This is a genomic window from Allobosea vaviloviae, assembly GCF_001298265.1.
GTDB classification, from domain to species: domain Bacteria; phylum Pseudomonadota; class Alphaproteobacteria; order Rhizobiales; family Beijerinckiaceae; genus Allobosea; species Allobosea vaviloviae_B.
In genome coordinates, this window is sequence record NZ_LGSZ01000060.1 from 35,260 (window position 1) to 59,540 (window position 24,281).

Annotated in this window: 23 protein-coding genes; 15 read left to right on the forward strand and 8 right to left on the reverse strand. The window is 66.9% G+C overall.

Going from position 1 to position 24,281, the window contains the following annotated elements:
* Positions 1-80: 80 nt before the first annotated feature.
* The 4 genes from prfB (at position 81) to AE618_RS22460 (ending at position 3,848) form a co-directional block, all read left to right on the forward strand.
* Positions 81-1,209 (forward strand): peptide chain release factor 2 gene (gene prfB, locus AE618_RS22445; RefSeq protein WP_156330437.1). Its coding sequence is split into 2 segments (ribosomal slippage): positions 81-149 and positions 151-1,209, totalling 1,128 coding nucleotides; the frame shifts between segments, so codons are not numbered across the junction.
* A gap of 204 nt (positions 1,210-1,413) precedes the next feature.
* The gene (locus tag AE618_RS22450) at positions 1,414-1,944 is read left to right on the forward strand and encodes a CDP-alcohol phosphatidyltransferase family protein (RefSeq protein ID WP_054211309.1); all 531 of its coding nucleotides are present in this window, start codon (positions 1,414-1,416) and stop codon (positions 1,942-1,944) included.
* A 109-nt stretch (positions 1,945-2,053) separates the two neighbouring features.
* The gene (locus AE618_RS22455) at positions 2,054-3,163 is read left to right on the forward strand and encodes an AI-2E family transporter (RefSeq protein WP_054211310.1); all 1,110 of its coding nucleotides are present in this window, start codon (positions 2,054-2,056) and stop codon (positions 3,161-3,163) included.
* Positions 3,156-3,848 carry a hypothetical protein gene (locus AE618_RS22460; protein ID WP_054211311.1) on the forward strand — a complete coding sequence of 231 codons (693 nt, stop codon included), beginning with the start codon at positions 3,156-3,158 and terminating at the stop codon, positions 3,846-3,848. Before AE618_RS22455 ends, AE618_RS22460 begins: the two co-directional genes overlap by 8 nt.
* Before the next feature lie 9 nt (positions 3,849-3,857).
* On the opposite strand, the gene AE618_RS22465 is transcribed toward AE618_RS22460, so the two are convergent.
* The gene (locus AE618_RS22465; protein ID WP_082365495.1) at positions 3,858-5,111 is read right to left on the reverse strand and encodes an acyl-CoA desaturase; all 1,254 of its coding nucleotides are present in this window, start codon (positions 5,109-5,111) and stop codon (positions 3,858-3,860) included.
* Positions 5,112-5,355: 244 nt separating this feature from the next.
* On the opposite strand from AE618_RS22465, the gene AE618_RS22470 reads away from it, so the two are divergent.
* Positions 5,356-7,551: an RNA degradosome polyphosphate kinase gene (locus AE618_RS22470; RefSeq protein ID WP_054211312.1), complete on the forward strand. Its 2,196-nt coding sequence runs from the start codon at positions 5,356-5,358 to the stop codon at positions 7,549-7,551.
* A 1-nt stretch (position 7,552) separates the two neighbouring features.
* Positions 7,553-9,064 carry an exopolyphosphatase gene (gene ppx / locus AE618_RS22475; protein WP_282568526.1) on the forward strand — a complete coding sequence of 504 codons (1,512 nt, stop codon included), beginning with the start codon at positions 7,553-7,555 and terminating at the stop codon, positions 9,062-9,064.
* On the opposite strand, the gene AE618_RS22480 is transcribed toward ppx, so the two are convergent.
* Positions 9,061-10,236 (reverse strand): UbiH/UbiF family hydroxylase, encoded by a 1,176-nt coding sequence (locus tag AE618_RS22480; RefSeq protein WP_054211313.1) that lies wholly within the window; start codon positions 10,234-10,236, stop codon positions 9,061-9,063. The genes ppx and AE618_RS22480 overlap by 4 nt on opposite strands.
* Positions 10,237-10,418: 182 nt before the next feature.
* On the opposite strand from AE618_RS22480, the gene AE618_RS22485 reads away from it, so the two are divergent.
* The 3 genes from AE618_RS22485 (at position 10,419) to AE618_RS22495 (ending at position 12,992) form a co-directional block, all read left to right on the forward strand.
* Positions 10,419-11,393, forward strand: a complete 975-nt coding sequence (locus AE618_RS22485) for a quinone oxidoreductase family protein (protein WP_054211314.1) — start codon at positions 10,419-10,421, stop codon at positions 11,391-11,393.
* 114 nt (positions 11,394-11,507) lie between these two features.
* Entirely contained in the window at positions 11,508-12,566 is a 1,059-nt protein-coding gene (locus AE618_RS22490; RefSeq protein WP_054211315.1) for a hypothetical protein, read from the forward strand.
* Positions 12,567-12,707: 141 nt separating this feature from the next.
* Complete coding sequence (locus tag AE618_RS22495) at positions 12,708-12,992, forward strand: hypothetical protein (protein WP_156330438.1); 285 nt, start codon at positions 12,708-12,710, stop codon at positions 12,990-12,992.
* Positions 12,993-13,039: 47 nt separating this feature from the next.
* Here the strand turns inward: AE618_RS22495 and rimO are convergent, their stop codons facing one another.
* The 5 genes from rimO to mazG all read right to left on the reverse strand — a co-directional run bounded on the left by rimO (position 13,040) and on the right by mazG (position 18,337).
* Positions 13,040-14,359, reverse strand: coding sequence for a 30S ribosomal protein S12 methylthiotransferase RimO (gene rimO, locus AE618_RS22500; protein WP_054211317.1), 1,320 nt, complete (start codon positions 14,357-14,359; stop codon positions 13,040-13,042).
* 119 nt (positions 14,360-14,478) lie between these two features.
* Entirely contained in the window at positions 14,479-15,345 is an 867-nt protein-coding gene (locus AE618_RS22505) for a sulfurtransferase (protein WP_054211318.1), read from the reverse strand.
* Positions 15,342-15,779: an OsmC family protein gene (locus AE618_RS22510; RefSeq protein ID WP_054211319.1), complete on the reverse strand. Its 438-nt coding sequence runs from the start codon at positions 15,777-15,779 to the stop codon at positions 15,342-15,344. The genes AE618_RS22505 and AE618_RS22510 overlap by 4 nt, the downstream gene beginning before the upstream one ends.
* A 124-nt stretch (positions 15,780-15,903) precedes the next feature.
* Positions 15,904-17,364 carry a siroheme synthase CysG gene (gene cysG, locus AE618_RS22515; RefSeq protein ID WP_054211320.1) on the reverse strand — a complete coding sequence of 487 codons (1,461 nt, stop codon included), beginning with the start codon at positions 17,362-17,364 and terminating at the stop codon, positions 15,904-15,906.
* A 136-nt stretch (positions 17,365-17,500) separates the two neighbouring features.
* Positions 17,501-18,337: a nucleoside triphosphate pyrophosphohydrolase gene (gene mazG / locus AE618_RS22520; protein ID WP_054211321.1), complete on the reverse strand. Its 837-nt coding sequence runs from the start codon at positions 18,335-18,337 to the stop codon at positions 17,501-17,503.
* A 103-nt stretch (positions 18,338-18,440) separates the two neighbouring features.
* Here mazG and arfB point away from each other — a divergent pair, with 103 nt between their 5' ends.
* On the forward strand, positions 18,441-18,860 hold the full coding sequence (gene arfB, locus AE618_RS22525; RefSeq protein WP_054211322.1) for an alternative ribosome rescue aminoacyl-tRNA hydrolase ArfB: 420 nt from the start codon (positions 18,441-18,443) through the stop codon (positions 18,858-18,860).
* Positions 18,860-19,426 carry a regulatory protein RecX gene (locus AE618_RS22530; RefSeq protein WP_054211323.1) on the forward strand — a complete coding sequence of 189 codons (567 nt, stop codon included), beginning with the start codon at positions 18,860-18,862 and terminating at the stop codon, positions 19,424-19,426. Before arfB ends, AE618_RS22530 begins: the two co-directional genes overlap by 1 nt.
* A gap of 42 nt (positions 19,427-19,468) precedes the next feature.
* On the opposite strand, the gene AE618_RS22535 is transcribed toward AE618_RS22530, so the two are convergent.
* Positions 19,469-20,446 (reverse strand): Bug family tripartite tricarboxylate transporter substrate binding protein, encoded by a 978-nt coding sequence (locus AE618_RS22535; protein WP_054211324.1) that lies wholly within the window; start codon positions 20,444-20,446, stop codon positions 19,469-19,471.
* 230 nt (positions 20,447-20,676) lie between these two features.
* Here AE618_RS22535 and AE618_RS22540 point away from each other — a divergent pair, with 230 nt between their 5' ends.
* The 4 genes from AE618_RS22540 to AE618_RS22555 all read left to right on the forward strand — a co-directional run bounded on the left by AE618_RS22540 (position 20,677) and on the right by AE618_RS22555 (position 24,259).
* Positions 20,677-21,168: a class I SAM-dependent methyltransferase gene (locus AE618_RS22540; RefSeq protein ID WP_054211325.1), complete on the forward strand. Its 492-nt coding sequence runs from the start codon at positions 20,677-20,679 to the stop codon at positions 21,166-21,168.
* Between the two features lie 109 nt (positions 21,169-21,277).
* Positions 21,278-21,595: an ArsR/SmtB family transcription factor gene (locus AE618_RS22545; protein ID WP_054211389.1), complete on the forward strand. Its 318-nt coding sequence runs from the start codon at positions 21,278-21,280 to the stop codon at positions 21,593-21,595.
* Positions 21,596-21,641: 46 nt separating this feature from the next.
* A complete protein-coding gene (locus AE618_RS22550; RefSeq protein WP_054211326.1) occupies positions 21,642-23,030 on the forward strand; it encodes an FAD-dependent oxidoreductase in 1,389 nt (462 codons plus the stop codon).
* Positions 23,030-24,259: an MFS transporter gene (locus AE618_RS22555; RefSeq protein WP_054211327.1), complete on the forward strand. Its 1,230-nt coding sequence runs from the start codon at positions 23,030-23,032 to the stop codon at positions 24,257-24,259. Before AE618_RS22550 ends, AE618_RS22555 begins: the two co-directional genes overlap by 1 nt.
* The last annotated feature ends 22 nt before the right edge of the window (positions 24,260-24,281 follow it).

Genomic DNA, 24,281 nt, shown 5'->3' on the forward strand with positions numbered 1-24,281 from the left:
ATGACGTGCTCGGCCGTTTACAGCGACCTCGTTCCGCCCTATCCCAGCCACTCGTTTTTTCATCCAAGGCCCCTATTCGCATGCGCCCAGAAATCCAGACGCAACTCGACAACGCCAAGCAGTCGATCGGACTGCTGAGGAGGCATCTTTGACTGGGATGTCGCGCAACGCCGCCTCGCGGAACTGAACGCCCTCTCGGAGGGACCCGATTTCTGGAATGACGCCGACATCGCGCAGAAGCTGATGCGCGAGCGAACCTCGCTCGAAGAGCAGATCGACGGCATCCTCAAGCTCGAGCGCGATCTCGACGATGCGCTGACCTTCATCGAGCTCGGCGAGATGGAGGATGATGCTGCCTCGATCTCAGAGGGCGAGGCCGGGATCAAGGCCGTCGAGATCGAGGCTGCACGTCGGCAGGTCGAGACCCTGCTCTCGGGCGAAGCCGACATGCTCGACACCTATCTCGAAATCCACCCCGGCGCGGGCGGCACCGAGAGCCAGGACTGGGCCGAGATGCTGTTGCGCATGTACCGGCGCTGGGGCGAACGCCGCAAACTCAAGGTCGAGACGCTCGAATATCAGGACGGCGACACCGCCGGCATCAAGTCGGCGACTCTGCAGTTCAAGGGCCACAACGCCTATGGCTGGCTGAAGACGGAAAGCGGCGTTCACCGGCTGGTGCGCATCTCACCGTTTGATTCGAATGCCAGACGACAGACCTCCTTCGCGTCGGTCTGGGTTTATCCCGTCGTCGACGACCGTATCGTCATCGAGATCAACGAATCGGATTGCCGGATCGACACCTACCGGGCGCAAGGAGCGGGCGGACAGCATATCAACACGACCGATTCGGCGGTGCGCATCACCCATATCCCGTCGGGGATCGCGGTCTCGTGCCAGCAGGAGCGTTCGCAGCACAAGAACAAGGCCAAGGCCTGGGACATGCTGCGCGCGCGCCTCTACGAGGTCGAGTTGAAGAAGCGCGAGGACAAGGCGAATGCCGAGCAGGCCTCGAAGACCGATATCGGCTGGGGCCACCAGATCCGTTCCTATGTGCTGCAGCCCTATCAGCTCGTGAAGGACCTGCGTACGGGCGTCAGCTCGACGGCGCCCTCAGAGGTGCTCGACGGTGCGCTCGACCCGTTCCTGGAGGCCTCGCTGGCGCAGCGGGTCTACGGCACGGAGGTCGAGGTCGAGGACATCGACTAGGGGCCGTATGCGTCATGCTCGGGCTCGACCCGAGCATCTCGTGACACGAAGGCTCCTGTCCGCGACGGGCGACTTCTTGCCAAGAGATTCTCGGGTCGGCGCTTCGCTTCGCCCGAGAATGACGACGGGCTCTATCCGGCGTGCGTTTTCCCTTTGCGGCCCGATGGTCTAGCGTCGCGCTCTGCACGACGTGAAGCCGCCCGCATGACGCTGCCCAATCTGATCACCATCGGCCGTCTGTTTCTCGTCCCGCTCGTGATCGTCATGATCCTGAACGAGCGCTGGCAGGGCGCCTTCGTCATCTTCGTCGTGGCGGGCATCTCCGACGCCGTCGACGGGGGTCTCGCCAAGCGCTTCGCGATGGCCAGCGAACTTGGGGCCTATCTCGACCCGATCGCCGACAAGGCGCTGATCGTCTCGATCTACATCACGCTCGCGGTGGTCGGTGCGGTGCCGGCCTGGCTCGTCATCCTGGTGGTCGCGCGCGACGTGATGATCGTCTCGGCGGTGGTCCTGTCCTGGGGGATGGGGAAACCCGTGGTAATCTCGCCCTTCGTCGTCAGCAAGCTGAATACGGCGGCGCAGCTGATCTTCGCCGCGCTTCTCCTGGGTTCGCGCGCCTTTGGTGTCGATCCGGGCCAGGCGGTGCAGGCTGGCCAGCTTTTCGTGGCGCTGTTGACGGTCGGTTCGATGACGGCCTATCTGGCCTTCTGGCTGCGTCACATGGCGGCATGATCCTTCGCATAGGCTGCCGACCGCGGCCGGTGAAACGACCGCAGGCTGGACAATTCACCGCCTCTCCCCATTTGAAGACCGCGCCGCCGGATCCGCGAAAGGCCCGAGAATGACCCTGCAACGCCAAATCGGTTTCTGGCTGATCTCGCTCGTCGTCTTCGTGCTGTTTCTCGTCGTCCTGCGCGATGTGCTCCTGCCGTTCATCGCGGCGCTGGCGCTGGCCTATCTGCTCGATCCGCTGGCCGACCGGCTGGAACGCATGGGGATGAGCCGGCTTGCGGCGACGATCGCGATCCTCTTCGTCTTCCTGCTGATCTTCGTGCTGGCACTGGTGCTGCTCGCGCCGCTGCTGGGCCAGCAACTGGCGGGGCTGGTGGCCCGGCTGCCTGCCGATGCAGCAAAGTTGCAGGCGCTGGTCCTGGAGCAAGGCGGGCCCTGGCTGGAGCGCTTCGGTGGAACCAGTCTGACCGAGGAGGCGAAGAGCTCGCTCGGTGACCTCGTCGGCCAGGCGACCAAATGGGTCGGTAGCGTGCTGCAATCGCTCTGGACTGGCGGCACGGCGATCATCGGCGTGTTCTCGCTTCTGGTGCTGACGCCGGTCATCGCCTTCTATCTGCTCGTCGACTGGGACCGGATGTGCGCCACGGTCGACAGCTGGCTGCCGCTCGACCATCGCGAAACGATCCGCGGGCTGCTGCACGAGATGGATGTCGCCATTGCCGGTTTCCTGCGCGGGCAGGCGCTGGTGTGCCTGCTGCTGGGCATCTTCTATGCCGTGGGCTTGAGCATTCTCGGCGTCAATTTCGGCGCGTTGATCGGGATCATCTCGGGCTTTCTGTCCTTCATTCCCTATGTCGGCTCCCTGACCGGACTCGTGCTTTCGGTCGGCGTCGCGATCGTGCAGTTCTGGCCTGACTGGACGTGGCCGCTGGCGACGCTCGCCGTCTTCGCCGCCGGGCAGTTTCTGGAGGGCAACATCTTCCAGCCGAAATTCGTCGGCGATTCGATCGGCGTGCATCCGGTCTGGCTGATGTTCGCGCTGCTCGCCTTCGGTTCGCTGTTCGGCTTCGTCGGACTTCTGCTTGCGGTGCCGCTGGCGGCCGTCATCGGCGTGCTCTGCCGCTTCGCGCTGCGGCAATATCTCGCCAGCAACATCTACCATGGCGGCGACGCGGCACGGGCGGCGCAGGTGCAGGCCCGCATCGGCAGCGATGCCTGAGCAGCCCGCCCGCCCGCGCCAGCTCGCCTTCGACCTGCCGGTCGACAGCCGGCACGGCGTCGAGGATTTCCTGATCGGCCCGTCGAACGAGGCGGCCTATGGCCTGGTCGAACGCTGGCCGGCCTGGCCCGACGCCTGGCTGCGGCTGGTCGGCCCCGACGGCGCCGGCAAGACCCATCTTGCAGCGATCTGGGCCAAGGCTGCCCATGCCTGGATCGTGCCGGCCTCGGAGGTTGTCGAGGGCAACGTTCCGCATCTGGTATCGGGCGGCGCGCTGGTCCTCGAGGATTGCGACAGGGGCTTGAGCGACGAGGCCGCGCTGTTCCATCTGATGAATGCGATCAAGGCGCGCCGCGGCTATCTGCTGATGACGGCCCGCCAATCGCCGGATCAATGGGGGCTGCGCGTGCCGGACCTGCTGTCGCGGCTGCGGCTGGCGCCACATGCCACGATCGAGCCGCCCGACGACGCGCTGTTGCGCGCCGTGCTGGTCAAGCTCTTCATCGACCGCCAGCTCGTCGTCGATACCGGCATCATCGAGATGCTGGCGCTGCGGATGGAACGCTCCTTCGCGGCCGCGCGCACGCTGGTCGATGCGCTCGACCGGCTCTCGCTCGAACGCGGGCGCCGCGTGACGCGCCCGTTGGCTGCGGAAGCGCTGGCTGCGCTTTTTCCCGAGGACTGAGGCCGGCCGTCAGCCGGCGCGGCCGGAGCATGCTTCGGCCGGCGAGGCGACCAGCCGGGCATGCATCGCCTCGACGAGGAGATCGTGAGCGCGTGCCGCAATGGCGTCCAGCGATGGCGTCTTGACGAACATCGCGGCGGCCTTCTCGCCGAGCTGTTCGCGCGTCGGCAGGACGGGCAAGTGCCAGTTCGAGGCGTCCCAACTCGCCAAAGTGTCATGCGCCTGCTGCTGGAATTCCGCGAACCGATCTCCGGCGCGCTCCTGCAATTCGGCCAACGCCGTCTTGAGCTCGGCCAGCGTGATGCTTGGCAGCTGCATGTCGGCGAGACTGGGCGTCGCGGCATAGGCCTCGCGGAAGGCGATGACGACGCGGTCGAGCGGCACCGATGCCGCGAGCCGCTCGGCCGAACGCTCGATGACGCGCGGGGGCAGGGCCTGGGAGCGCTCGATCACGGCCTGCGGGGGCTGCTTCAGGTCCCAGACCAGGCGCAGCTTCGAAAGCCCGAGAATGGTGTAGTAGGTCGGGTCGATCTGCCACCAATGGAAGCCCTGCCGCACGCTGTACTGGTAGGCGTGGTGGTTGTTGTGCCAGCCTTCGCCCATGGTGATGATCGCCAACCACCAGTTGTTGCGGCTCTCGTCGCCGGTCACATAGTCCTTGTCGCCATGCACATGGGCGAGCGAGTTGATGCAGAAGGTCGCGTGATAGACCGCCACCGTCGACCAGAAGAAGCCGACGAACAGACCGGCCCAGCCATCGATCGCAAAGCAGAGCACAGCCAGCAGGATCGCCGGTGCGATCTCGAAGCGGTGCAGCCAGCGTAGTTCCGGGAACTTCGTCAGGTCGGGAATCGTCGACTCATCGAAGCTGTGATGGTCGCGGCTGAAGATCCAGCCGACATGGGAATAGGCGAAGGACGTCTGCACCGGAGAATGGACGTCGTGCTCGGTGTCGGCGTAGCGATGATGATGGCGGTGTTTCGAGGCCCACCAGAACACGCTCTTCTGGGCCGTCGACTGCGCCAGCAGCGCCAGCACGAACTGGAAGAACCGGCTGGTCTTGTAGGTGCGATGCGAGAAGTAGCGGTGATAGCCGCCCGTCACTGCAAACATCCTCAGCCAATAGAGGCCGATGGCGAGCCAGATCGAGGTCGCGGTCACTCCGCTCCAGATGGCGCCGAAACAGGCCAGATGCGCCAGGACGAAGGGGACGGCGGACGGATAGACGATGTCGCCGTCATCATGATGGGAAGTGCTGCTCAAAATGGCCTCTGTCGGATGGGGCGGCGCCTGTCGCAACCGTGCGGGACGACACTGTGCCGCTTCGCGCACGAAACAGGACCCCCGCCCGCCATGCAAGGGGACCGCTCGACGCAGGGCCTGAGGCGATGCCGCGCGATATGTCGCAAATGATGTCGTGTGTCATCGAAGCGTCACGCTAGGATGGCTCAAGACGGGCAAGGAGACCAAAGTGGCGAGAGCAGTGAGCGGAACAAGAGCCAAGCGAATGAGCACGCAACCGAGTGTCATCGAAGCTGTGGACGTCGTTCCCACCGAAGAGACCGTGTCGCTGCGCAATTTGCCCGCACGCTTCATGAATCGCGAACTGTCCTGGCTGCAGTTCAACCGCCGCGTCATGGAAGAGGCATCCAACCGAAACCATCCGCTTCTGGAGCAATTGCGCTTCCTGTCGATCTCGGCGGCCAATCTCGACGAGTTCTTCATGGTGCGCGTCTCGGGCCTGCGCGAGCAGCTCAAGGCCGGCGTGGTCACGCCGAGCCAGGACGGGCTGACGCCGGCCGAGCAGCTCGGCGAACTCGGCAGGGCGGTCTCGGCGCTGACCGACGACCAGCAGGCGCGCTGGGTCGAGCTCAAGCGCGACCTGCACGAAAACCGCATCCACCTGCTGGCGCCGGACGATATCGGCCCGTCGGAGCGTCTCTGGCTCGAGGATTACTTCCTGAACTACGTCTTCCCGGTGCTGACGCCGCTGGCGATCGATCCGGCCCATCCCTTCCCGTTCATCCCCAATCTCGGCTTCACGCTGGCGCTGGCGCTGGAGCGGATCAGCGACGGCCGCCAGCTCGACGCGCTGATACGCGTACCGGTCAAGATGGATCGCTTCATCGAGCTGCCCGACCTCGCGCGGGAGGGCCTGCGCCGCTTCATCACGCTGGAGGATGCGGTCTCGCTGTTCATTAGCAAGCTGTTCCCTGGCTATGACGTGAAGGGCACCGGCTCGTTCCGTGTCATCCGCGACACCGATCTCGATGTCGAGGAAGAGGCCGAGGACCTGGTGCGGGTCTTCGAGACGATGCTCAAGCTGCGCCGGCTCGGTGTGGTCATCCGTCTCGAGATCAGCGCCGGCATGCCGGCCCATCTGCGCAAGCTGATCGTGCGTGAACTGAAGGTCGATGAGGACGAAATCGTTGCTGTCGAGGGAATGATCGGCCTCAGCGAGCTGGCCCAGCTCGTAAGCGTCGATCGGCCGGACCTGAAGTTCAAGCCCTACAACGCCCGTTTCCCCGAGCGGATCCGCGAGCATGGCGGCGATTGTTTCGCGGCGATCCGGCAAAAGGACCTGCTCGTCCATCACCCCTACGAATCCTTTGACGTCGTCGTGCAGTTCCTGGAGCAGGCGGCGCGCGACCCCAATGTCGTGGCGATCAAGCAGACGCTCTACCGCACCTCGTCGAACTCGCCGATCGTCAAGGCGCTGACCGAGGCTGCCGAAGCCGGCAAGTCGGTGACCGCGCTGGTCGAGCTCAAGGCGCGCTTCGACGAGGAGGCGAATATCCGCTGGGCCAAGGAGATGGAGCGCGCCGGCGTCCAGGTCGTCTACGGCTTCATCGAGCTCAAGACCCACGCCAAGCTCTCGCTCGTCGTGCGCCGGGAGGCCGGGCAGCTCGTGACCTACTGCCATATCGCGACCGGCAACTACCATCCGATCACGGCGCGCATCTACACCGACGTCTCGTTCTTCACGGCCGATCCGGTGATGTCGCAGGATGTCGCGCGCGTCTTCAACTTCATCACCGGCTATGCCGAGCCGGCTGAGCTGGAGAAGATGTCGGTCTCGCCGGTGGGGCTCAAGCAGCGCCTGCTCGACGACATCGCCGAGGAGATCGCGCATGTGAAGGCGGGCCGGAAGGGCGCGATCTGGGGCAAGTGCAACTCGCTGGTCGACCCGGAGATCATCGACGCGCTCTATGATGCCAGCCAGGCCGGGGTCGAGATCGATTTCGTCGTGCGCGGCATCTGCTGCTTGCGGCCGGGCCTTCCCGGCCTGTCCGAGAACATCCGCGTCAAGTCGATCATCGGGCGTTTCCTCGAGCATACCCGCGTCTACGCCTTCGGGGCAGGGCACGGCCTGCCGTCGCCCAAGGCGAAGCTCTACATCTCCTCGGCCGATCTCATGCCCCGCAATCTCGACCGGCGCGTCGAGGCGCTGACGCCGATCCTCAACCCGACGGTCCACCAGCAGCTGCTCGAACAGATCATGCTCGCGAACTTCCTCGACAACGAACAGAGCTGGACGATCTTGCCCGATGGCGGCTCCCGACGCATTGTCCCGGCGCCGAACGAAGAGTCGTTCAACGCCCATAAGTACTTCATGACGAACCCGAGTCTGTCCGGACGTGGAAAATCTCTCTCCAATTCGAGTCCCCGTTCCCTTTCACGCCGAGGGGGGCGCAAGAACTGAGGTGCTGAACGCGCCGGGGCGCCTCGGGCTCGGCGCCGGGACACTCGCGATCGTCGATATCGGCTCGAACTCCGTGCGTCTCGTGGTCTACGAGATGGTGGCGCGCGCCCCCGCGCAGGTCTTCAACGAAAAGGAGATGGCGGGGCTCGGCCGCAACGTCGCCTCGACGGGCAAGCTCTCGACGGGCGCGATGCGCAAGGCGATCGAGGCGCTCGTCCGCTTTCGCATTCTCTGCGAGGCGATGCATGTCAGCGAAATCCGCGTCATCGCGACGGCCGCCGCACGCTATGCCAGCAATGGGCCGCAATTCATCGAGCGGGCCGAGGACGCCATCGGGCAGCCCATCGAGCTGATCTCGGGTGATCGCGAGGCGATCTTGTCGGGGCTGGGCGTCATCGCGGGGTTCGACAATCCCGATGGCGTGGTCGGCGATCTCGGCGGCGGCAGCCTCGAACTGATCACCGTCGCACGCGGCGAGGTGGGAGAGGGGGCGAGCGTGCCGCTCGGCGGCCTCGCCTTGCTCGACCGTTCGAAGAACTCGCTGAAGGCGGCAGAGAAGATCGTCAAGGACGAACTCGACCGGCTGCCGCAGGTCGAGGCCATGAAGGGCCGGGACTTCTATGCCGTCGGCGGCACCTGGCGCGCGCTCGCGACGCTCCACCAGCATCAGGTGAATTATCCCCTGAACGTCATGCACGGCTATACGCTGCAGGCGAAAGACATCGCTGATTTCGTGAAGCTGGTCGAGAAGTCCGATCTGACGGGACTGGAGGCGATCGATTCGGTGTCGTCGGCGCGGCGCCCGCTCCTCGCCTATGGCGCGCTCGTGCTCGACGAGCTGATCAAGCGCGGCAAGCCACGCGCGGTGATCATCTCGGCGCAGGGCGTGCGCGAAGGGCTGCTCTACGAGCAGCTCTTGCCGGAGGAGCGTGCCGCCGACCCGCTGCTGCGGTCGGCGCGCGACTACAATCACCTGAGGGCCCGCGATCCGCGCCACGCCGCCGAATTGATCGCCTGGAGCCGGGTCATCCTGGAGACTGCGGGCCTGTCCGGCGACGAGCCGTCGTCGCGTCTGATCGAATCGGTCTGCCTGCTTTCGGATATCGGCTGGCGCGCCCATCCCGATTATCGGGGCGAGCAGAGCATGAACGTCATCGCGCATGCCTATTTCACTGGCATCGACCATGTCGGCCGGGCCTTTCTCTCGCTGGCGATCTTCCACCGTTATGCCGGGCTGAAATCCAGCTCGCCTGCGGCGACGGCGCTGCGGGCCCTTTTGCCGCCGCCCATCCTGGAACGGGCCATGCTGCTCGCGGCCATCTTCCGCGTCGCCTATCTCCTATCAGCGGGCATGGCCGGGCTACTGCCCCGGATGCCGGCAGCCTGTGTGGATGGACGCTTGATCCTGCGCTTTCCCGACGATCTGCGTCCGCTGGCGAGCGAGCGTGTCGTCGGCCGCCTGAAGCAGCTCGGCAAGCTTCTGGGGCGCGAGGTCGAGATCGCGCGGATCTAACGGCCCATTCCCCCGGCCAGTCCCTGGCGCATGACGAGGCGGCGCAGCGGCCGCAGCCGCGACAAGGCGAGCAGCCCCGCGCCGCGCAGCAGATCGGCCGGCATCAGATCGGTCAGCAGCGTCCGATTGAGCGCGTCGACCGCGCCGGTACGCAGGCGCACATCCGCTGTCCTGGCACGGTCATAGGCCGCGACGACGGCGGATGCGCCCGGATCGGACGCAGCCGAGACCGCCTCCCGCAACGCCATCACGTCCCGCAGGCCGAGATTAAGCCCCTGGGCGCCGATCGGCGGGAAGACATGCGCGGCCTCGCCGATCAGGACCATGCGGCCCGCGCCGAAACGCTCGACCGACAAACCGCCCATCGGCACGCGGCCGCGCGGCCCGTCAAGCGCCATCGCCCCGAGCAGCGAATGGGCCTGGGCCTCGACGCGACGCGCGAAGGCGGCATCGTCCAGCGCAGCGACGGCATCGGCCTCGTCGGGATCGAGCAGCCAGACCAGCGAGGAGCGCCGGCCGGGCAGGGGGACGAGGGTGAAAGGCCCCTTGCGGGTGTGGAATTCCGTCGACGTCTCGCGATGGTCGCGGGTGTGGCTGAGAATCGCGGTCAGCGCGACTTGCGGATAGCGCCACTCGCGAGCCGCGATGCCGGCGGCCACCCGCACGCGCGACTGCCGGCCATCGGCGCCGACGACGAGGCGCGCGCGCAAAGGCGTGAAGCCCTCCCCGGTCAGCGTCACCCCGGCATCGTCGGCGACGATCTCCGAGACCAGCCCCGCCAGGTGCCGGATCGTGTCAGTCTCTTTGACCTTCGCTGCGAGCGCTTCGACCAACTCGGCGTTCTCGACGTTCCAGCCGAAGGCGTCGAGACCGACCTCGGAGGCCTTGAACTCCACCGGCGGCTGGCGGAACAGGCTGCCGGTGTCGTCCACCAGCCGCATCACGCATAGCGGCGCGGCACGCTCGGCAAGCGCACCCGCCAATCCGAGATCTCCGAGCAACCGCCAGGAACCGTCGAACAGGGCAACCGTGCGCCCGTCACGCGGGGCTTGGTGCGGGCCGACGACCGCGACGCTCAGCCCGCGTTCCGCCAGCGCCAGCGCTGCGGCGAGACCGACGGCGCCCGCACCGACGATGGCGATATCGATGGAATGGGCCTCGATCGAACTCATGCAACGTGGCTAGCCCAAGATGCCGGGCTTGACCACAGGCCGAGGCGTCGCAGGCGCGCGCCGGGCGCAGCGAAGAGAGCCTCCGCCATCGCACAGACGTGATGCACGGTCCGCGCGGCGGCGCCGTTGCGCGGCCCGGGGAAGGCCTTATGGTCCTGACGCAAAGTCGAGGGAGACGAGTCATGGTCAAGGCGATCCGCGTTCACAAGGTGGGCGGGCCAGAGGTGTTGCAGGTCGAGGACATCACGCTGCCCCAACCCGGGCCGGGCGAACTCCTGGTCAAGAATCGGGCCATCGGCCTGAACTTCATCGACACCTATTTCCGCAGCGGGCTTTATGCGGCGCCGCAGATGCCCTTCGTTCCGGGCAATGAGGGTGCCGGCGAGGTCCTGGCGGTCGGACCCAATGTCACCGAGTTCAAGCCGGGCGACCGCGTCGCCTATGTCGCGACGCTGGGCTCCTATGCCGAGGAGCGGGTCGTCGCGGTCAACTCGACCGTGGCGCTTCCCGAAGCCGTTTCCTTCGAGGCCGCCGCCAGCATGATGCTCAAGGGCATGACGGCGGAATACCTGCTGCACCGGACCTACAAGGTGAAGCCGGGCGACACCATCCTCGTCCATGCCGCCGCTGGCGGCACCGGGCTGATCCTGTGCCAATGGGGCAAGGCGCTTGGCGCGACCGTGATTGGGACCGTCGGTTCCAAGGAGAAGGGCGAGCTCGCCAAGGCGCACGGCGCCGACCACGTCATCCTCTATCGCGAGGAGGATTTCGTCGCGCGGGTGAAGGAGATCACCGGCGGCAAGCTCTGCGCCGTGGTTTATGACGGCGTCGGCAAGGATACCTTCCTGCCCTCGCTCGACTGCCTGCAGCCCTTCGGCGTGCTGGCGAGCTTCGGCAATGCGTCCGGCGCGGTGGAGCCGTTCAATCTCGGGCTGCTCGGGCCGAAGGGCTCGTTGTATGTGACGCGCCCGACGCTGTTCACCCATATCGCCAGGCGTGAGACGATGGTCGAGATGGCCGCCAACCTGTTCGGGGCGGTGTCCTCCGGCAAGGTCGTGGTGCCGGTCAATGCCCGCTTCGCCCTGACGGACGCCGCCAATGCGCATCGCGCGCTGGAAGGGCGCGGCACCACCGGCTCGACGGTGCTGATTCCCTGATCGGTATATCCCCCTGACGGCAGCCGATTGCGGCAATATCGCCAAAGTCGGCTGCTAGATGCTCGCCTCATCCGGAACGTGCCGGGTGGGAGCGGTGGGAGCAGGCGCGTCGCCATGAAGAGGGTTTCGCTGGCGCTCGGGCTTGGGCTCGGTCTGGCTGCGGCCGGCACGCTCGTGCTGCCGCCCGGCTGGCAGCACTGGCAGTTGCTCGCCGCTGCCGAGGATCCTGTCGCGCTCGCTGATCTGCGCCTGGCGCAGGTGTTGTCGGCGCAGCGTCTTGATGCCGAGATCGACAGCGCCATCGCGGCGCGCGACGCCGAATTGACCGAGAGTCTGATCGCGCTCGCCGGTACGCAAGACATTCCCGTCTCGTTTGAGCAGAAACGCCGCCTGCAGGTCCTCAAGGATGGCGCGTTGGGCCAAGCCGTCACCGATTTCGGCCATGGTTTCGTGGCCGGCGACCGCGAAAGCGGTGCTGCCTTTGCGGGCGCCCTCGTCGGGGACGTCAGCGGCTATGGCGATCTGCGCGATCTCGCGGTCGAGGGCCGCAAATGGCTGGGCGGGGAAGGCGCCGACCCGACCGTGCTCGCTATCGCGGCTGCGGGGCTCGCGATCAGCGCCGCGACCTGGATCAGCTTCGGCGGCACTTTGCCGGCCCGCAACGGCCTGAGCGTGGTCAAGGCGGCGAGCAAGACAAAGCTGCTGTCGCCAGCCCTGACCGCCCATCTGACCCGCGTCGCGGCCGGCGCGATCGACCGCCCCGCCTTGAACGCCAGCCTCGCCGCCGCCTCGCGCTTCGATATTGCCGCCGCGCGTGTGGCCGCGGGCGGCATCGTCAAGCCCGCCGCGATGGCCCGCTTCTCGACGCTCGGCCAGGATTCCGGCGCCGTCTATGCCCGCACCGGCCAGCGCGGCCTGCGCCAGGTCCTCAGTCTCGCCGACGATGCCGGCGACATCGGCAAGGCGGCCAAGCTGAGCGCGGCGAAGGGCACGACCACGCGGGCGATCCTGAAGCTGCTGGGACGTGGCGCGCTCGTGCTGGGCGCCTTGAGCCTCAGTGCCGTCGGCTGGATGCTGGCGCTGATCGGCTACGCGGTCGCGATCGCGATGCTGGCGCAACGCTTCGGCTGGTGGCTGGGCCGCAGACTGTTTCCGCGGAGGGCGACTGCCTGACGCAATCCGCCTCGCCCGAATGAACCGAATGCTGCGATGCCGCGACGAATGGCTGTCAGCGCATGCTGATGCTCATTCGGACACACTTCCATGTCTCGGCCGCTTCGCGTCACCGGCTTTGTCCTCGCTTCGCTTACCATCGTGACCGTGGCCCTGGCGCAGCAGAGCGTCGGCACGGGCCGCAGCGATGCCGCGCCGCTGGCACCCGTTGTCACGGCGGCCGATCAGGGCAAGGCCCGTCTATCGCGGATTGCCCAGCCGCGTTGGGCTTTGACCGACTGCCAGGCGCAGGCCTGTGATACGCCGCCGAAGGGCGCGAGGACGGCGCAGGACGACACCCAGACCATAGGCGCCTGCAACGGTGACAGCACGGTCGCACGCGACCGCAACGGCAAGATCATCCGCCGGATTTGCCAGGTTTTTTGAAACTGATCGTCCTTGCGAGCGCAGCGAAGCCGCGACGCGGACATGCCTCAGACTGCGGCGCCGTGCAGGTCGTAGGCGTCGGCGCGCTCGATCTTCACCGTGACGATCTCGCCGGCACGCAAGGGCCTGCGGCTCGCGACATAGACGTTGCCATCGATCTCGGGCGCATCCCATTTCGAGCGGCCCTTGGCGACGGTTGGTCCAGCCTCGTCGATGATGACCTGGATACGCTTGCCGACGCGGCTCTTGACGATGCGGGTCGAGATTTCGGCCTGCGCCTTCATGAAGCGGTGCCAGCGTGCTTCCTTCTCGTCCTCGGGAACGAGCGGCAATCCGAGGTCGTTGGCCGGCGCGCCCTTGACCGGCTCGTATTTGAAGGCGCCGACGCGTTCGAGCCTGGCCTCCTTCAGCCAGTCGAGCAGGATCTGGAAGTCTTCTTCCGTCTCGCCGGGGAAGCCGACGATGAAGGTCGAGCGGATGGCGAGATCGGGGCAGATCTCGCGCCACTTCCGCAGTCGGTCGAGCGTGCGATCTTGATGAGCCGGACGCTTCATCGCCCTGAGAACATTGGGAGACGCGTGCTGGAAGGGGATGTCGAGGTAAGGAAGGATCAGCCCGTCCTGCATCAGCGGGATGACCTCGTCGACATGCGGATAGGGGTAGACGTAGTGCATCCGCACCCAGATCCCCATCTGGCCGAGTTCGCGCGCCAGCTCGAAGAAGCGGGTGCGGACCTCGCGATTTTGCCACATCGACGGAGCGTATTTGATGTCGAGGCCATAGGCGCTGGTGTCCTGAGAGATCACCAGCAGCTCCTTGACGCCGGCCTTGACCAGCTTCTCGGCCTCGCGCAGCACCTCGCCGATCGGCCGCGACACCAGATCGCCGCGCAGCTTGGGAATGATGCAGAAGCTGCAGCGATTGTTGCAGCCCTCGGAAATCTTGAGATAGGCGTAGTGGCGCGGGGTCAGCTTGATGCCATGGTCGGGCACCAGATCGACGAAGGGGTCGTGGCGCGGCGGCACGGCGGCGTGCACGGCCGAGACGACGCTCTCATAGGCCTGCGGGCCGGTGATCGCGAGCAGATTGGGGAACTTGTCGCGGATTTGCTCGGGCTCGGCGCCCATGCAGCCGGTGACGATGACCTTGCCGTTCTGCGCCATCGCGGCGCCGATCGCCTCCAGCGACTCGGCCTTGGCCGAGTCGAGGAAGCCGCATGTGTTGACAATGACGAGGTCGGCACCGTCATGCGTCTTGCTGAGCTCGTAGCCGCCGGAGCGCAGCGAGGTGATGATGCGCTCGGAATCGACGAGCGCCTTGGGGCAGCCCAGCGAAACGAATGAGATTTTCGGCGCGACGGCGTTCATCGGCGGGCTGCTCGACAATTTTGGAAAGGGGGCGGCGCGGCTCAAGGCTCGCGCGTGCCTCCTTTGAACCGTTTCAGCCTGTTTGGCAAATCCGGCCAGAAGCAATGACGTCTTCGCTGTCAGGCCGCGCCCGTCGCCACTGGCCGCTCAGGATCCTGCGTCCAGTCGGTCATCGAGCCGTCATAGAGCGCGATCTCGTCGCGGCCGAGCACCTCCGACATGACGAACCAGTTCAGCGCCGCCGTATGGCCGGTGTTGCAGTAGGAGATCGCCGGGCCGTTCGGCACCGCGCCGAACAGCTTCGCGAGATCGCCCGCAGGCTTCAGCCTGCCCGTCGCCGGGTCGAAGGCCTCGGCATAGTCGCGCGACATGGCCCCGGGAATATGCCCGGCCCGCGTCGCTTCGGGCGCCTTCTCGCGGCCTTCGAAATAGCTCGTGGAGCGCGCATCGACCAGCGTCGCGAGCTTGCTGCGCGAGGCCACCAGCGTCGCATCGCTGGTGCTGCGCAGGCGCTGCTGCATCACGACAGGGTAGGGCTCTGCCGGATTCTCAGCCGACGGGCCGGTCTCGACCGGGCGCGCGGCATCGGCGGCCCAGGCCTTGAAGCCTCCGTCGAGGATCGCCTGCTGGCCATGGCCGATCAGCTTCAGCGTCCAGTAGACGCGCGCAGCCGCGGCGAAATCGGTCGCGCTGACGCCGGCGGGCACGATCACGACGTCGTCATGCGGCTTGATGCCGAGGCGGCCGACGAGAGCCGCCAGATGGTCCAGCGGCGGCAGCATGCCCGGCGCGTTGCCGACCTTGGCGCGCCAGCCATCGACGACATAGTCGGAATGCAGGGCGCCCGGCACATGGCCGGCCTCATAGGCCGCCTTGCCGCCGCCATCGACGGAGGAGCGGATGTCGATGATGACGAGGTTGCCGTCACCGAGCCCGGCCTGGAGAGCCTCGGGGCTGATCAGTCCTGCAAAAGCGGTTTCGCTCATTCGGCTGCTACCTTCTTTGCTTCGTCGACGATGTCGATCGCATAGGTGAACGCGGCGGTGGCGCCGAGCATGATCGAAGCTGAACAGTATTTTTCCTTCGACAATGCGACGGCCCGCTCGACCTTGGCCGATGACAGCCCGGGTCCGCTGATCCGGTAGGCGAGATGGATCTTCGTGAAGACCTTCGGGTCTTCGGTGGCACGCTCCGCCTCGACCTCGACCTCGCAGCCGGTCACAGGCTCTCGGCCCTTCCTGAGAATCTGGACGACGTCGAAGCCGGTGCAGCCCGCGAGCCCGATCAGCAGCATCTCCATCGGCCTGATGCCGATATTGCGTCCGCCATATTCAGGCGCGCCGTCCATCATCACGGCATGGCCGCTGCCGGCCTCGCCCATGAAGGCCATGCCCTCGACCCATCTCGCCCGCGCTTTCATCCTGCGTCTCCCGTCTGTCAATTCAGCCATGGCCAGTCGATTGCACAGCCGAGTCGAATGCACAGCCAAGCCGGTTGCATGGCATACTGGCTTGAGCGGAATGAGGCGAGCCCGGTGCGCGGGCTCAGGCGCTGCGCCGATCGACGACAGACGCCGCGCTGGAACGGGCGGCCCCCAGCGCATGGCCGACCATGACCAGGACCGGCCCACCCCTGGGAAGCTCACGGAGCCGCTCAGGCAGTGTCGCGATGGTGGCGGCGACGCGGGTCTCGTCGGGCAGTGTCGCCGACTGTACGGCGATCGCCGGCGTCGCCGGATCGAGCCCAGCCGCAAGCGCACGATCACGGAATCCCGAGAGGGTGGCGCGAGCCATGTAGATCACCGTCGTGGCATGGGGATCGGCCATGGCCTTCCAGTCGAGATCCTCGGGCAGGTCGCCGCTGCGGGCATGGCCCGTGACGAATTGCAGCCGGCGGGCGTGGTCGCGATGGGTCAATGACAGCCCCAGCGAAGCGGCTGCCCCTTGTGCCGCAGAAATCCCCGGCACGATCGTCACGGGCAGGCCGGCCGCCTCGCAGGCCGCGATTTCCTCGCCTGCACGGCCGAAGATGCCGGGATCGCCACCTTTGAGCCGCACGACATGCTTGCCCTGGCTCGCCAGCGACACGATCAGCGCGTTGATCTCGCTCTGCTTGACGGAGGGGCCATAGCCGGTCTTGCCGACCATCATGCGCTTGGCCTCTCGGCGCGCCAGTTCGAGCACGCCCGGCGAGACGAGGTCGTCATAGAGGATGATGTCGGCGCTCTGCAGCGCGCGGATTGCCTTGAGGGTCAGCAACTCCGGATCTCCGGGGCCGGCGCCGACGAGGCTGACGCGCCCCGCGCCGTCCTGGGTAGCTTCGAGCCGGTCGAGCGCGGCAAACAGCGCCGTCCTGTCGTCTTCGTCCGGAGCCCGCTCCGGTTCGCGCATCGCCTTGGCGGTGAAGAGTTCCCAGAAGGCGCGCCGCAGCGCGAACGGCAGCTCCCGCGCCTGCACCGCGGGCCGCCAGTCCTTGGCTGCCTGCGCCCAGGCCTTGAGACCGACCGGCAGCAGCGTTTCGATCCGGGCGCGGAGCGCCTGTCCGAAGACGGGCGCGGCGCCGTCGGTCGAGATCGCGACGATCAGCGGCGATCGGTTGACCAGCGTCCCGAAGGAGAAGTCGCAGAAATCCGGTTTGTCGACGACGTTCACGGGCGCGCCGGCCTGTCGTGCCGCGGCGACGAAGGCCCGGATTTCGTCTTCATCTTCGATGTCGCCGATCGCGAGCGCGGCGTCCTGGAGATCGGCCGGCTGCCAACCGCGCGGATGAACCGTGATGAGCCCGGCGCTGTCCTGCTTCGCGAGGCTCCCGAACAGCTCCGCCCCGCCACCTGCGAAGACATGAAGCGCGGCGCCGGTCGCCGCCAGAAGCTCGGCCTTCCACAACGCACCCTCGCTATCGCCCGCCAGCACGACCTTTCGTCCTCCCAGCTTGTGGAAGAGCGGCAGGGTCGCGAGCGCCTCGATGCGGCGTGTGCTGGTGGTCTGCGGGCGTCTCTGCGTCATGGCGTTTCTGTCTGTCGTATCGCGTCGAATATGTCAGCCACCAGCTCTCACCCTCATGCGAGCGAGCCGGCCGGCCCGGATTGCCCTGTCGACCAACGATAAGGCTCAAGCAAGGATCAAACCAGCCGACACAGCCTCAGGCGCCCGCCTTTTCGCTGCGCTTGACCGCCTGCCAGAGCGCCTCCATCTCGTCGAGGCTCGCATCGGCAGCGGCTTTGCCCTCCGCCTCCAGGAGCGTCTCGATTCCCTTGAAACGCCGCTCGAACTTCGCGTTGGCAGCCTGGAGGCAGCCTTCCGGGTCGGCATCGACATGGCGGGCGAGGTTGGCGACGACGAAGAGCAGGTCGCCGATCTCCTCCATGATCGCCGCCTTGTCGCCCGAGGCCAGCGCCTCGTCGATTTCGGCGGTTTCCTCGCGGATCTTGTCCAGCACGAGGCGGGCGTCGTTCCAGTCGAAGCCGACGGTCGAGGCCTTCGCCTGCAGTTTCCAGGCGCGGGTGAGGGCGGGCAAGCCTTTCGTGACGCCCGCGAGCACGCCTGTCTCCTCGACCGGCTCGGGCTGGCCGGCTGCGCGCCTTGCGGCGGCCTTGTCGGTCTTTTCCTGCGCCTTGATCTGGTGCCAGAGCGCCTTGACCTGCGCCGGCGACAGGTCACGCGCCTCGCCGAAGACATGCGGGTGGCGCCGGATCAGCTTGGCGGTGATCGCCTCGACCACATCGGGGAAGGCGAAGGCGCCTTCCTCCTCCGCCATTCTCGCATGGAAGACGACCTGGAGCAGCAGATCACCGAGCTCGTCCTTGAGATCGAGCCGGTCGCCGCGCGCGATCGCGTCGGTGACTTCGTAGGCCTCCTCGATCGTGTAGGGCGCGATCGAGGCGAAGTCCTGTTCTAGATCCCAGGGGCAGCCCGTACCGGGCGTGCGCAAGGCCGCCATGATCTCGATCAGCCGGGCGATGTCGCTGGAGGGCTGCAAGGCTGAAAATCTCCGTCAGATGAGCAGGAATCGTACAGCGAGAGCAGGATTTACGCGAAAAACCGGTTCCCACTTTTTCGCATCCTGCTCTACGGTTCCTCCCATGATTCAAGTGACGCCGTCCATCGCCATCGACGAGAGCGAGATCGAGGAGACCTTCGTGCGCGCCTCTGGGCCGGGCGGGCAGAACGTTAACAAGGTTTCGAGCGCCGTGCAGCTGCGGTTCGACGCGCGCCGCTCGTCCTCGCTGCCCAACGACGTCGCGATCCGGCTGATGAAGCTCGCCGGCAGCCGGCTGACGCAGGACGGCGTCATCGTCATCGTGGCGCAGGCGCAGCGCAGCCAGAAGCGCAACCGGGAGGAGGCGCTGGAGAGGCTGCTGGAGATGATCCGCGAGGCGGCCGTGCGCCCACAGACACGCCGCCCGACCAAGCCGACCAAGGCCTCGAAGGAGCGCCGGCTGGTCTCCAAGGACAAGCGCTCCTCGATCAAGGCCGGCCGCGCCAGGCCGGGCGACGATTGATGGAGACAGAAGGGGGGCGCGCCGCCAAGGCCAGGCCGGAACGCCGCGCGCCGCGTCGCATCACAGCCGACTACCTGCAACGCGCGGCAATGCATTATCTCGAACGCTATGCCGCGCCCGCCGCGCAATTGCGCCGCGTTCTGGCGCGCAAGGTCACCATTAGCTGCCGACATCACGGTCTGGAGACGGCCGCGTTCGAGGTGATGCTGGACGAGGTCGTGGCGCGCTGTGTCGCCTCGGGGCTGGTCGATGACGAGCGCTTCGCGCAGGTGAGGGCGGCGACGCTGCGGCGCAAGGGACGCTCTTCGCGCGCCGTCGCGGCGAGCCTGTCGGCTAAGGGCGTGTCGCGCGACCTTGCCGCGGAAGCCAGCGAGGTCAGCGCCGAGGACGAGATGGCTGCCGCATTGAAGACGGCCCGGCGCAAGCGGCTAGGACCCTGGAGTCGCGGCGACCGTGCGGCTGTACGCCAGAAGGATCTGGCGGCGATGGCACGCGCCGGCTTCTCGATGACGATCGCCCGCACCGTGATCGATGGCGCGGGCGATGAGGATGTCACAAACGTCTGAGGGCAGGGCGGCCGAAACCGCCCCGGTTCACTCCAGCTTGTCTCATTCCAGCTTGACTTGCGCGTCCGTCACCACCTTGCCCCAGCGCGCAACTTCGGCCGTGACGAACTTGCCGAAGTCATCGCCAGCGAGGGTCGGGATCGGCGAGCCGTTTTTCTTCCATGCCTCGGCGATGGCCGGCGCAGCGAGCGCCTTGGCGACTTCGGCGCGCATGCGGGTGACGATCTCGGGCGGGGTGCCCTTGGGCGCCCAGAGAGCGTACCAGGTCGCGACCTCATAGCCATCGAGCCCGGCTTCCTTGGCCGTCGGCACGTCAGGGATCGCATCCGAGCGCGTCGCCGCGGCGACCGCCAGCCCGCGCAGGCGCCCCGACTGGATTTGCGGCGCGGACGAGCCGAGGCCGTCGAACAGGACGTCGACCTGGCCCGCGACGATGTCCTGCAAGGCCGGCCCGGCACCGCGATAGGGCACATGCGTCAGATTCACCTTGTTCTGAAGCTTGAACAGCTCGCCGGCCAGGTGATGCGTGGTGCCATTGCCGGCCGAGGCATAGTTCAGCTTGTTGGGGTTGGCCTTGGCATAGGCGATCAGCTCGGCGACGGTTTTGGCCTCCACCTTGGGATGGACGACGATGACCTGCGGCGGCTGGGCGATCACGGCGATCGGGATGAAATCGGTCTGGATGTTGTAGTCCAGCTTCGGATAGAGCGCCGGCGCGATGGCGTGATGCGCCGCGCCAACGAAGAAGCCGTAGCCGTCCGGCTGCATCTTGGACGCGGCGGAGGCGCCGACCGTGCCGCCGGCCCCGCCGCGATTTTCGATGATGATGCGCTGGCCGAGCTGCTGGTCGAGCTGGGCAGCGATTGGACGGGCGAAGGCATCGGTGCCGCCGCCGGCCGGGAAGGGTACGATGAAGGTGATCGGCCTTTGCGGCCAAGCTTGGGCCTGAGCCGCACCCGCCGCGATGAGGCAGAGCCCGGTGGCGGCCGCGAGCGCGACGAGAGAACGTGACGTGGTCATGGAATCGGATACCTCCCTGAGATTGTTGCAGACGGCTCTTGCTGGCCGCTGGTCGCTCCGCCTTTGGCGAAGCGACCGCTATCGCGATGAATTAGGGCATTCGCCGATCGTTCTGACAAGCCTGCCGTTCGCAGGGGGTATCGGCGCGGCCGCCGCCGCTGTTATGGCGATGGCACGGCACGCTTCGATTGATCGTGCCGTCGGATCACGCCGACTGGAGATAAGAGTGTATGAGTCGCCTCGACAGTTTCATCAGACGCCTCGAGGCCCAGCGCCGGATTCTGGACTGGGCCGCAGCCGGGATCGCCGGCCGTCCCGGCCTGGTGCTCGAGCTCGGTCTCGGCAATGGCCGGACCTATGACCATCTGCGCGAGCTCCTGCCGGATCGCGAGATCCATGTCTTCGAGCGCGATGTCAGCCCCAATCCGGCCTCTATGCCGCCGGCCGGCCTGCTGGTGGAGGGGGACATGGCGACGACGCTGCCAGCCTTCGCGGCGCGCCATGGCCGCAGCGCCGCCCTCGTCCATGTCGACGTGACCACGGGCGTGCCCGAGCGCGACCGCATCCTGTTCGCCTGGTTGCCGGAGCATGTCGCGGCGCTGGCCGCGCCCGACGCGCTGGTGCTGAGCGGTTGGGATCTCGCTCATCCGGCGCTCGTGGCGATCCCCCTGCCGGACGGCGTGCCGGCCGGGCGCTACTACGCCTATCGGCGCGCCGGCTGACGCGAGCCGCTGCAACGGCGGCGAGCCCGCATGTCGACTTGAGCTATTATTTCGATAAAACTGGATATATGGCTTGACGGCGCGCTCCGATGCGGTGATCGTCGTCGGCATGAACACGAACGATGCAGCCTCGAAGCTTGAAGCGCTGGGCAACCCGACCCGGCTTTCGCTCTATCGCCTGCTGGTCAAGGCCGGCCACGCCGGCCTTCCGGTCGGTGTCTGCCAGCAGCGGCTCCAGCTCGCCCAATCGACGCTTTCCTTTCACCTGAAGGCGCTGATCCAGTCCGGGCTGGTCACGCAGGAGCGGCAAAGCCGGACGCTGATCTGCAGGGCGAATTTCGAGATGATGACTGAGCTGGTCGGGTTCCTTGTCGACGAGTGCTGCGCCGACGAGCGCTGCCAGGCACAGACGCCCGGCGCGGCCTGAATTTTTGGCTTTTGCTTCGGTGATTCCGGATATGTGGGGGGCTGCCATGGCCAGAAAGACGATCGCCATCATCGGGGCAGGGCCGGTTGGCCTTGCCGCTGCGGCTCATGCCGTGGAGCGCGGGCTGACCCCGATCCTGTTCGAGCGCGGACTGTCGATCGGCCATGCGGTGAGGCAGTGGGCCCATGTCCCGATGTTTTCGCCCTGGGCCTATAACATCGACGCTGCCGCCGGCCGCCTGCTCGCCGCCCGTGGCTGGGCGCCGCCGGCGCCCGACGCCTACCCGACCGGCGGTGATCTGCTGGCGCTGTACCTGGCGCCTCTCGCCGCGCTTGCCGGGATTCGCGACGCGATCCGGCTCGAGTCCGATGTCACAGCGATCTCGCGCCTCGGCTTCGACAAGGTGAAGACGGCTGGCCGCGACAGCGCGCCTTTCGCCATCCGCTACCGGCAGGGAGGCGACGAGACGACGCAACTGGCCGATGCGGTGATAGACGTCTCGGGCACCTGGTTCTCGCCCAATCCCGCCGGCGCCTCAGGCTTGCCGGCCATCGGCGAGCATGAGGCGACAGGGCGGATCAGCTACGGCATGCCCGATGTGCTGGGGTCGGCGGCAGAGCGGTATGCCGGCCGCCGGATCGCGGTTCTGGGCGGCGGTCACTCGGCGATCGGCACCTTGACCGCCCTGGCGGAGCTTCAGGGCAGGGCGCCCGCCACGGCGATCACCTGGCTTTATCGCGGCGACGTTCTCTCCCGAGCTTTCGGCGGCGGGGCAGCCGACCAACTGGCTGCGCGTGGTGAACTCGGAACGCGGATCGCGCGCCTCGTCGAGAGCGGCTTCGTCTCGGCCGAAACGTCATTCCGTTTGGAGCGGATCGAGACGCAAGGCGGCGAACTCCACCTCTCCAGCGATGATGGCCGCACCATAGGGGCCGACGAACTCATCGTCGCCACGGGTTTCAGGCCGAAGCTCGGCCTCCTGCGCGAGCTGCGGGTCCAGCTCGACCCGGCGCTGGAATGCACCCCGGCGCTGGCGCCGCTGATCGACCCCAACAAGCATTCCTGCGGCACCGTCCGCCCCCATGGCGCGGCGGAACTCGCCCATCCCGAGGCAGGCTTCTACATCGCCGGGATGAAATCCTACGGGCGCGCGCCGACCTTTCTGCTCGCCACCGGCCATGAGCAGGTCCGCTCGATCGTGGCGGAGATCGCGGGCGATCGGGAAGCCGCGCGGCGCGTTGAGCTTGTCTTGCCGGAAACCGGCGTCTGCAGTGCGACGCCTGGCGGGACGACAGGTGCGGCGGCAGGATGCTGCGGCGGGCCGGCTCCGGCTGCCGCCGAGGCCTGCTGCGCCGATGATGCGCTGGCGAAGAATGCCGGCAAGCCGGGCTGCGGCTGCGGCACGAGGATCATAAGCGAGGCCGTCGCAGTCTGATGTCGCTCCCTTCAATCGCGACGCCGGCCCTTGGTGGAACCGGCGGCCTGCCTCTCATCCCCGCGCTCGGCGTCACCCAGGTGATCGGCTATGGAGCGCTCTTCTATGCCTTCGCCGTTCTGGCGCCGCACATAACCGAGAGCTTCGGCTGGGCACCGGAATGGACCTATGGCGGCTTTGCTGCCGGTCTTCTGGCGGGCGGGTTGGTGGCGCCGCTGTCCGGCCGCATGATCGACAGCTACGGCACCCGCCTGGTCATGAGCATCGGTTCGGCACTGGCCGGCGTGGCATTGCTGGCGCTGGCGGAGGCGAGGGGGCCGATCAGCTATTTCGCGGCGATGATCGCGCTCGAAATGGTCTCCACGATGGTGCTCTACGACGCCGCCTTTGCCGCTCTGACGCAGGCGCGAGGTGCCAATGCGCGTCGCGCCATCAGCAAGCTCACCCTGATCGGCGGCTTCGCCTCGACCCTGTTCTGGCCGCTGACGACGGTGCTGCTGGGTCAGTTCGACTGGCGCGAGATCTATCGTATCTACGCCATCATGCAGTTCGCGGTCTGCGTTCCGCTGCACCTGTTCCTGCTGCCCGGTCGCGTGCGTCGTGCAGTCGGCGTCGCGCCGGCCCCATCGGCGGGCGAGGTCGCTCCCGACACTTATCTCCATGGCGAGGCGCGGCAATCCGCCTTTCTGCTGCTGGCGCTGGCCTTTTCTCTGCAGGGATTCGTCGTCTCGGCGATGTCGGTCCATATGCTGACGCTGCTGCAGGGGCTGGGCCTGAGCGCGGCGGTCGCGGTCGGGATCGGGGCGATGGTCGGCCCGTCGCAGGTCGCCGGCCGGCTCGTCGAGATGCTGTTCGGCACCGGGCTTCAGCCCGTGACCACCGCCTGGGTCTCGGCCGTGCTGATGCCGCTGGGTCTGATGTTCCTGCTGGTGGGCGGCATGACGGCGACGCTCGCCGGGCTGTTTGCGATCGCCTATGGCATCAGCATGGGCCTGGGGTCGATCGTGCGCGGAACCGTGCCGCTGCAACTGTTCGGACCGGCCGGCTATGGCGCGATGCTGGGCAAGCTCTCCGCGCCGGGCCTGATCATCAAGGCCGCGGCGCCGCTCGTCTTTGCGGTCCTGATCGAGCGCGCGGGGCAGGTGCCGAGCCTGCTGCTGCTGATCGTGCTTTCGACGCTCGCGGCGGTGGCACTGTATGCCCTGGCCCGGAAGGTTGCGCGCGGCTGACAGCCTGGATTGCTTCGGTGCG

Coding starts and splice junctions, on each gene's coding strand:
- AE618_RS22550 (WP_054211326.1), top strand. CDS start 21,642: ATGGCCAGAAAGACGATCGCCATCATCGGGGCAGGGCCGGTTGGCCTT.
- arfB (WP_054211322.1), top strand. CDS start 18,441: ATGATTCAAGTGACGCCGTCCATCGCCATCGACGAGAGCGAGATCGAG.
- AE618_RS22480 (WP_054211313.1), bottom strand. CDS start 10,236: ATGAGTTCGATCGAGGCCCATTCCATCGATATCGCCATCGTCGGTGCG.
- AE618_RS22535 (WP_054211324.1), bottom strand. CDS start 20,446: ATGACCACGTCACGTTCTCTCGTCGCGCTCGCGGCCGCCACCGGGCTC.
- AE618_RS22545 (WP_054211389.1), top strand. CDS start 21,278: ATGAACACGAACGATGCAGCCTCGAAGCTTGAAGCGCTGGGCAACCCG.
- AE618_RS22455 (WP_054211310.1), top strand. CDS start 2,054: ATGACCCTGCAACGCCAAATCGGTTTCTGGCTGATCTCGCTCGTCGTC.
- AE618_RS22555 (WP_054211327.1), top strand. CDS start 23,030: ATGTCGCTCCCTTCAATCGCGACGCCGGCCCTTGGTGGAACCGGCGGC.
- rimO (WP_054211317.1), bottom strand. CDS start 14,359: ATGAACGCCGTCGCGCCGAAAATCTCATTCGTTTCGCTGGGCTGCCCC.
- AE618_RS22470 (WP_054211312.1), top strand. CDS start 5,356: ATGAGCACGCAACCGAGTGTCATCGAAGCTGTGGACGTCGTTCCCACC.
- AE618_RS22510 (WP_054211319.1), bottom strand. CDS start 15,779: ATGAAAGCGCGGGCGAGATGGGTCGAGGGCATGGCCTTCATGGGCGAG.
- AE618_RS22450 (WP_054211309.1), top strand. CDS start 1,414: ATGACGCTGCCCAATCTGATCACCATCGGCCGTCTGTTTCTCGTCCCG.
- AE618_RS22540 (WP_054211325.1), top strand. CDS start 20,677: ATGAGTCGCCTCGACAGTTTCATCAGACGCCTCGAGGCCCAGCGCCGG.
- AE618_RS22490 (WP_054211315.1), top strand. CDS start 11,508: ATGAAGAGGGTTTCGCTGGCGCTCGGGCTTGGGCTCGGTCTGGCTGCG.
- AE618_RS22485 (WP_054211314.1), top strand. CDS start 10,419: ATGGTCAAGGCGATCCGCGTTCACAAGGTGGGCGGGCCAGAGGTGTTG.
- AE618_RS22530 (WP_054211323.1), top strand. CDS start 18,860: ATGGAGACAGAAGGGGGGCGCGCCGCCAAGGCCAGGCCGGAACGCCGC.
- AE618_RS22505 (WP_054211318.1), bottom strand. CDS start 15,345: ATGAGCGAAACCGCTTTTGCAGGACTGATCAGCCCCGAGGCTCTCCAG.
- cysG (WP_054211320.1), bottom strand. CDS start 17,364: ATGACGCAGAGACGCCCGCAGACCACCAGCACACGCCGCATCGAGGCG.
- AE618_RS22460 (WP_054211311.1), top strand. CDS start 3,156: ATGCCTGAGCAGCCCGCCCGCCCGCGCCAGCTCGCCTTCGACCTGCCG.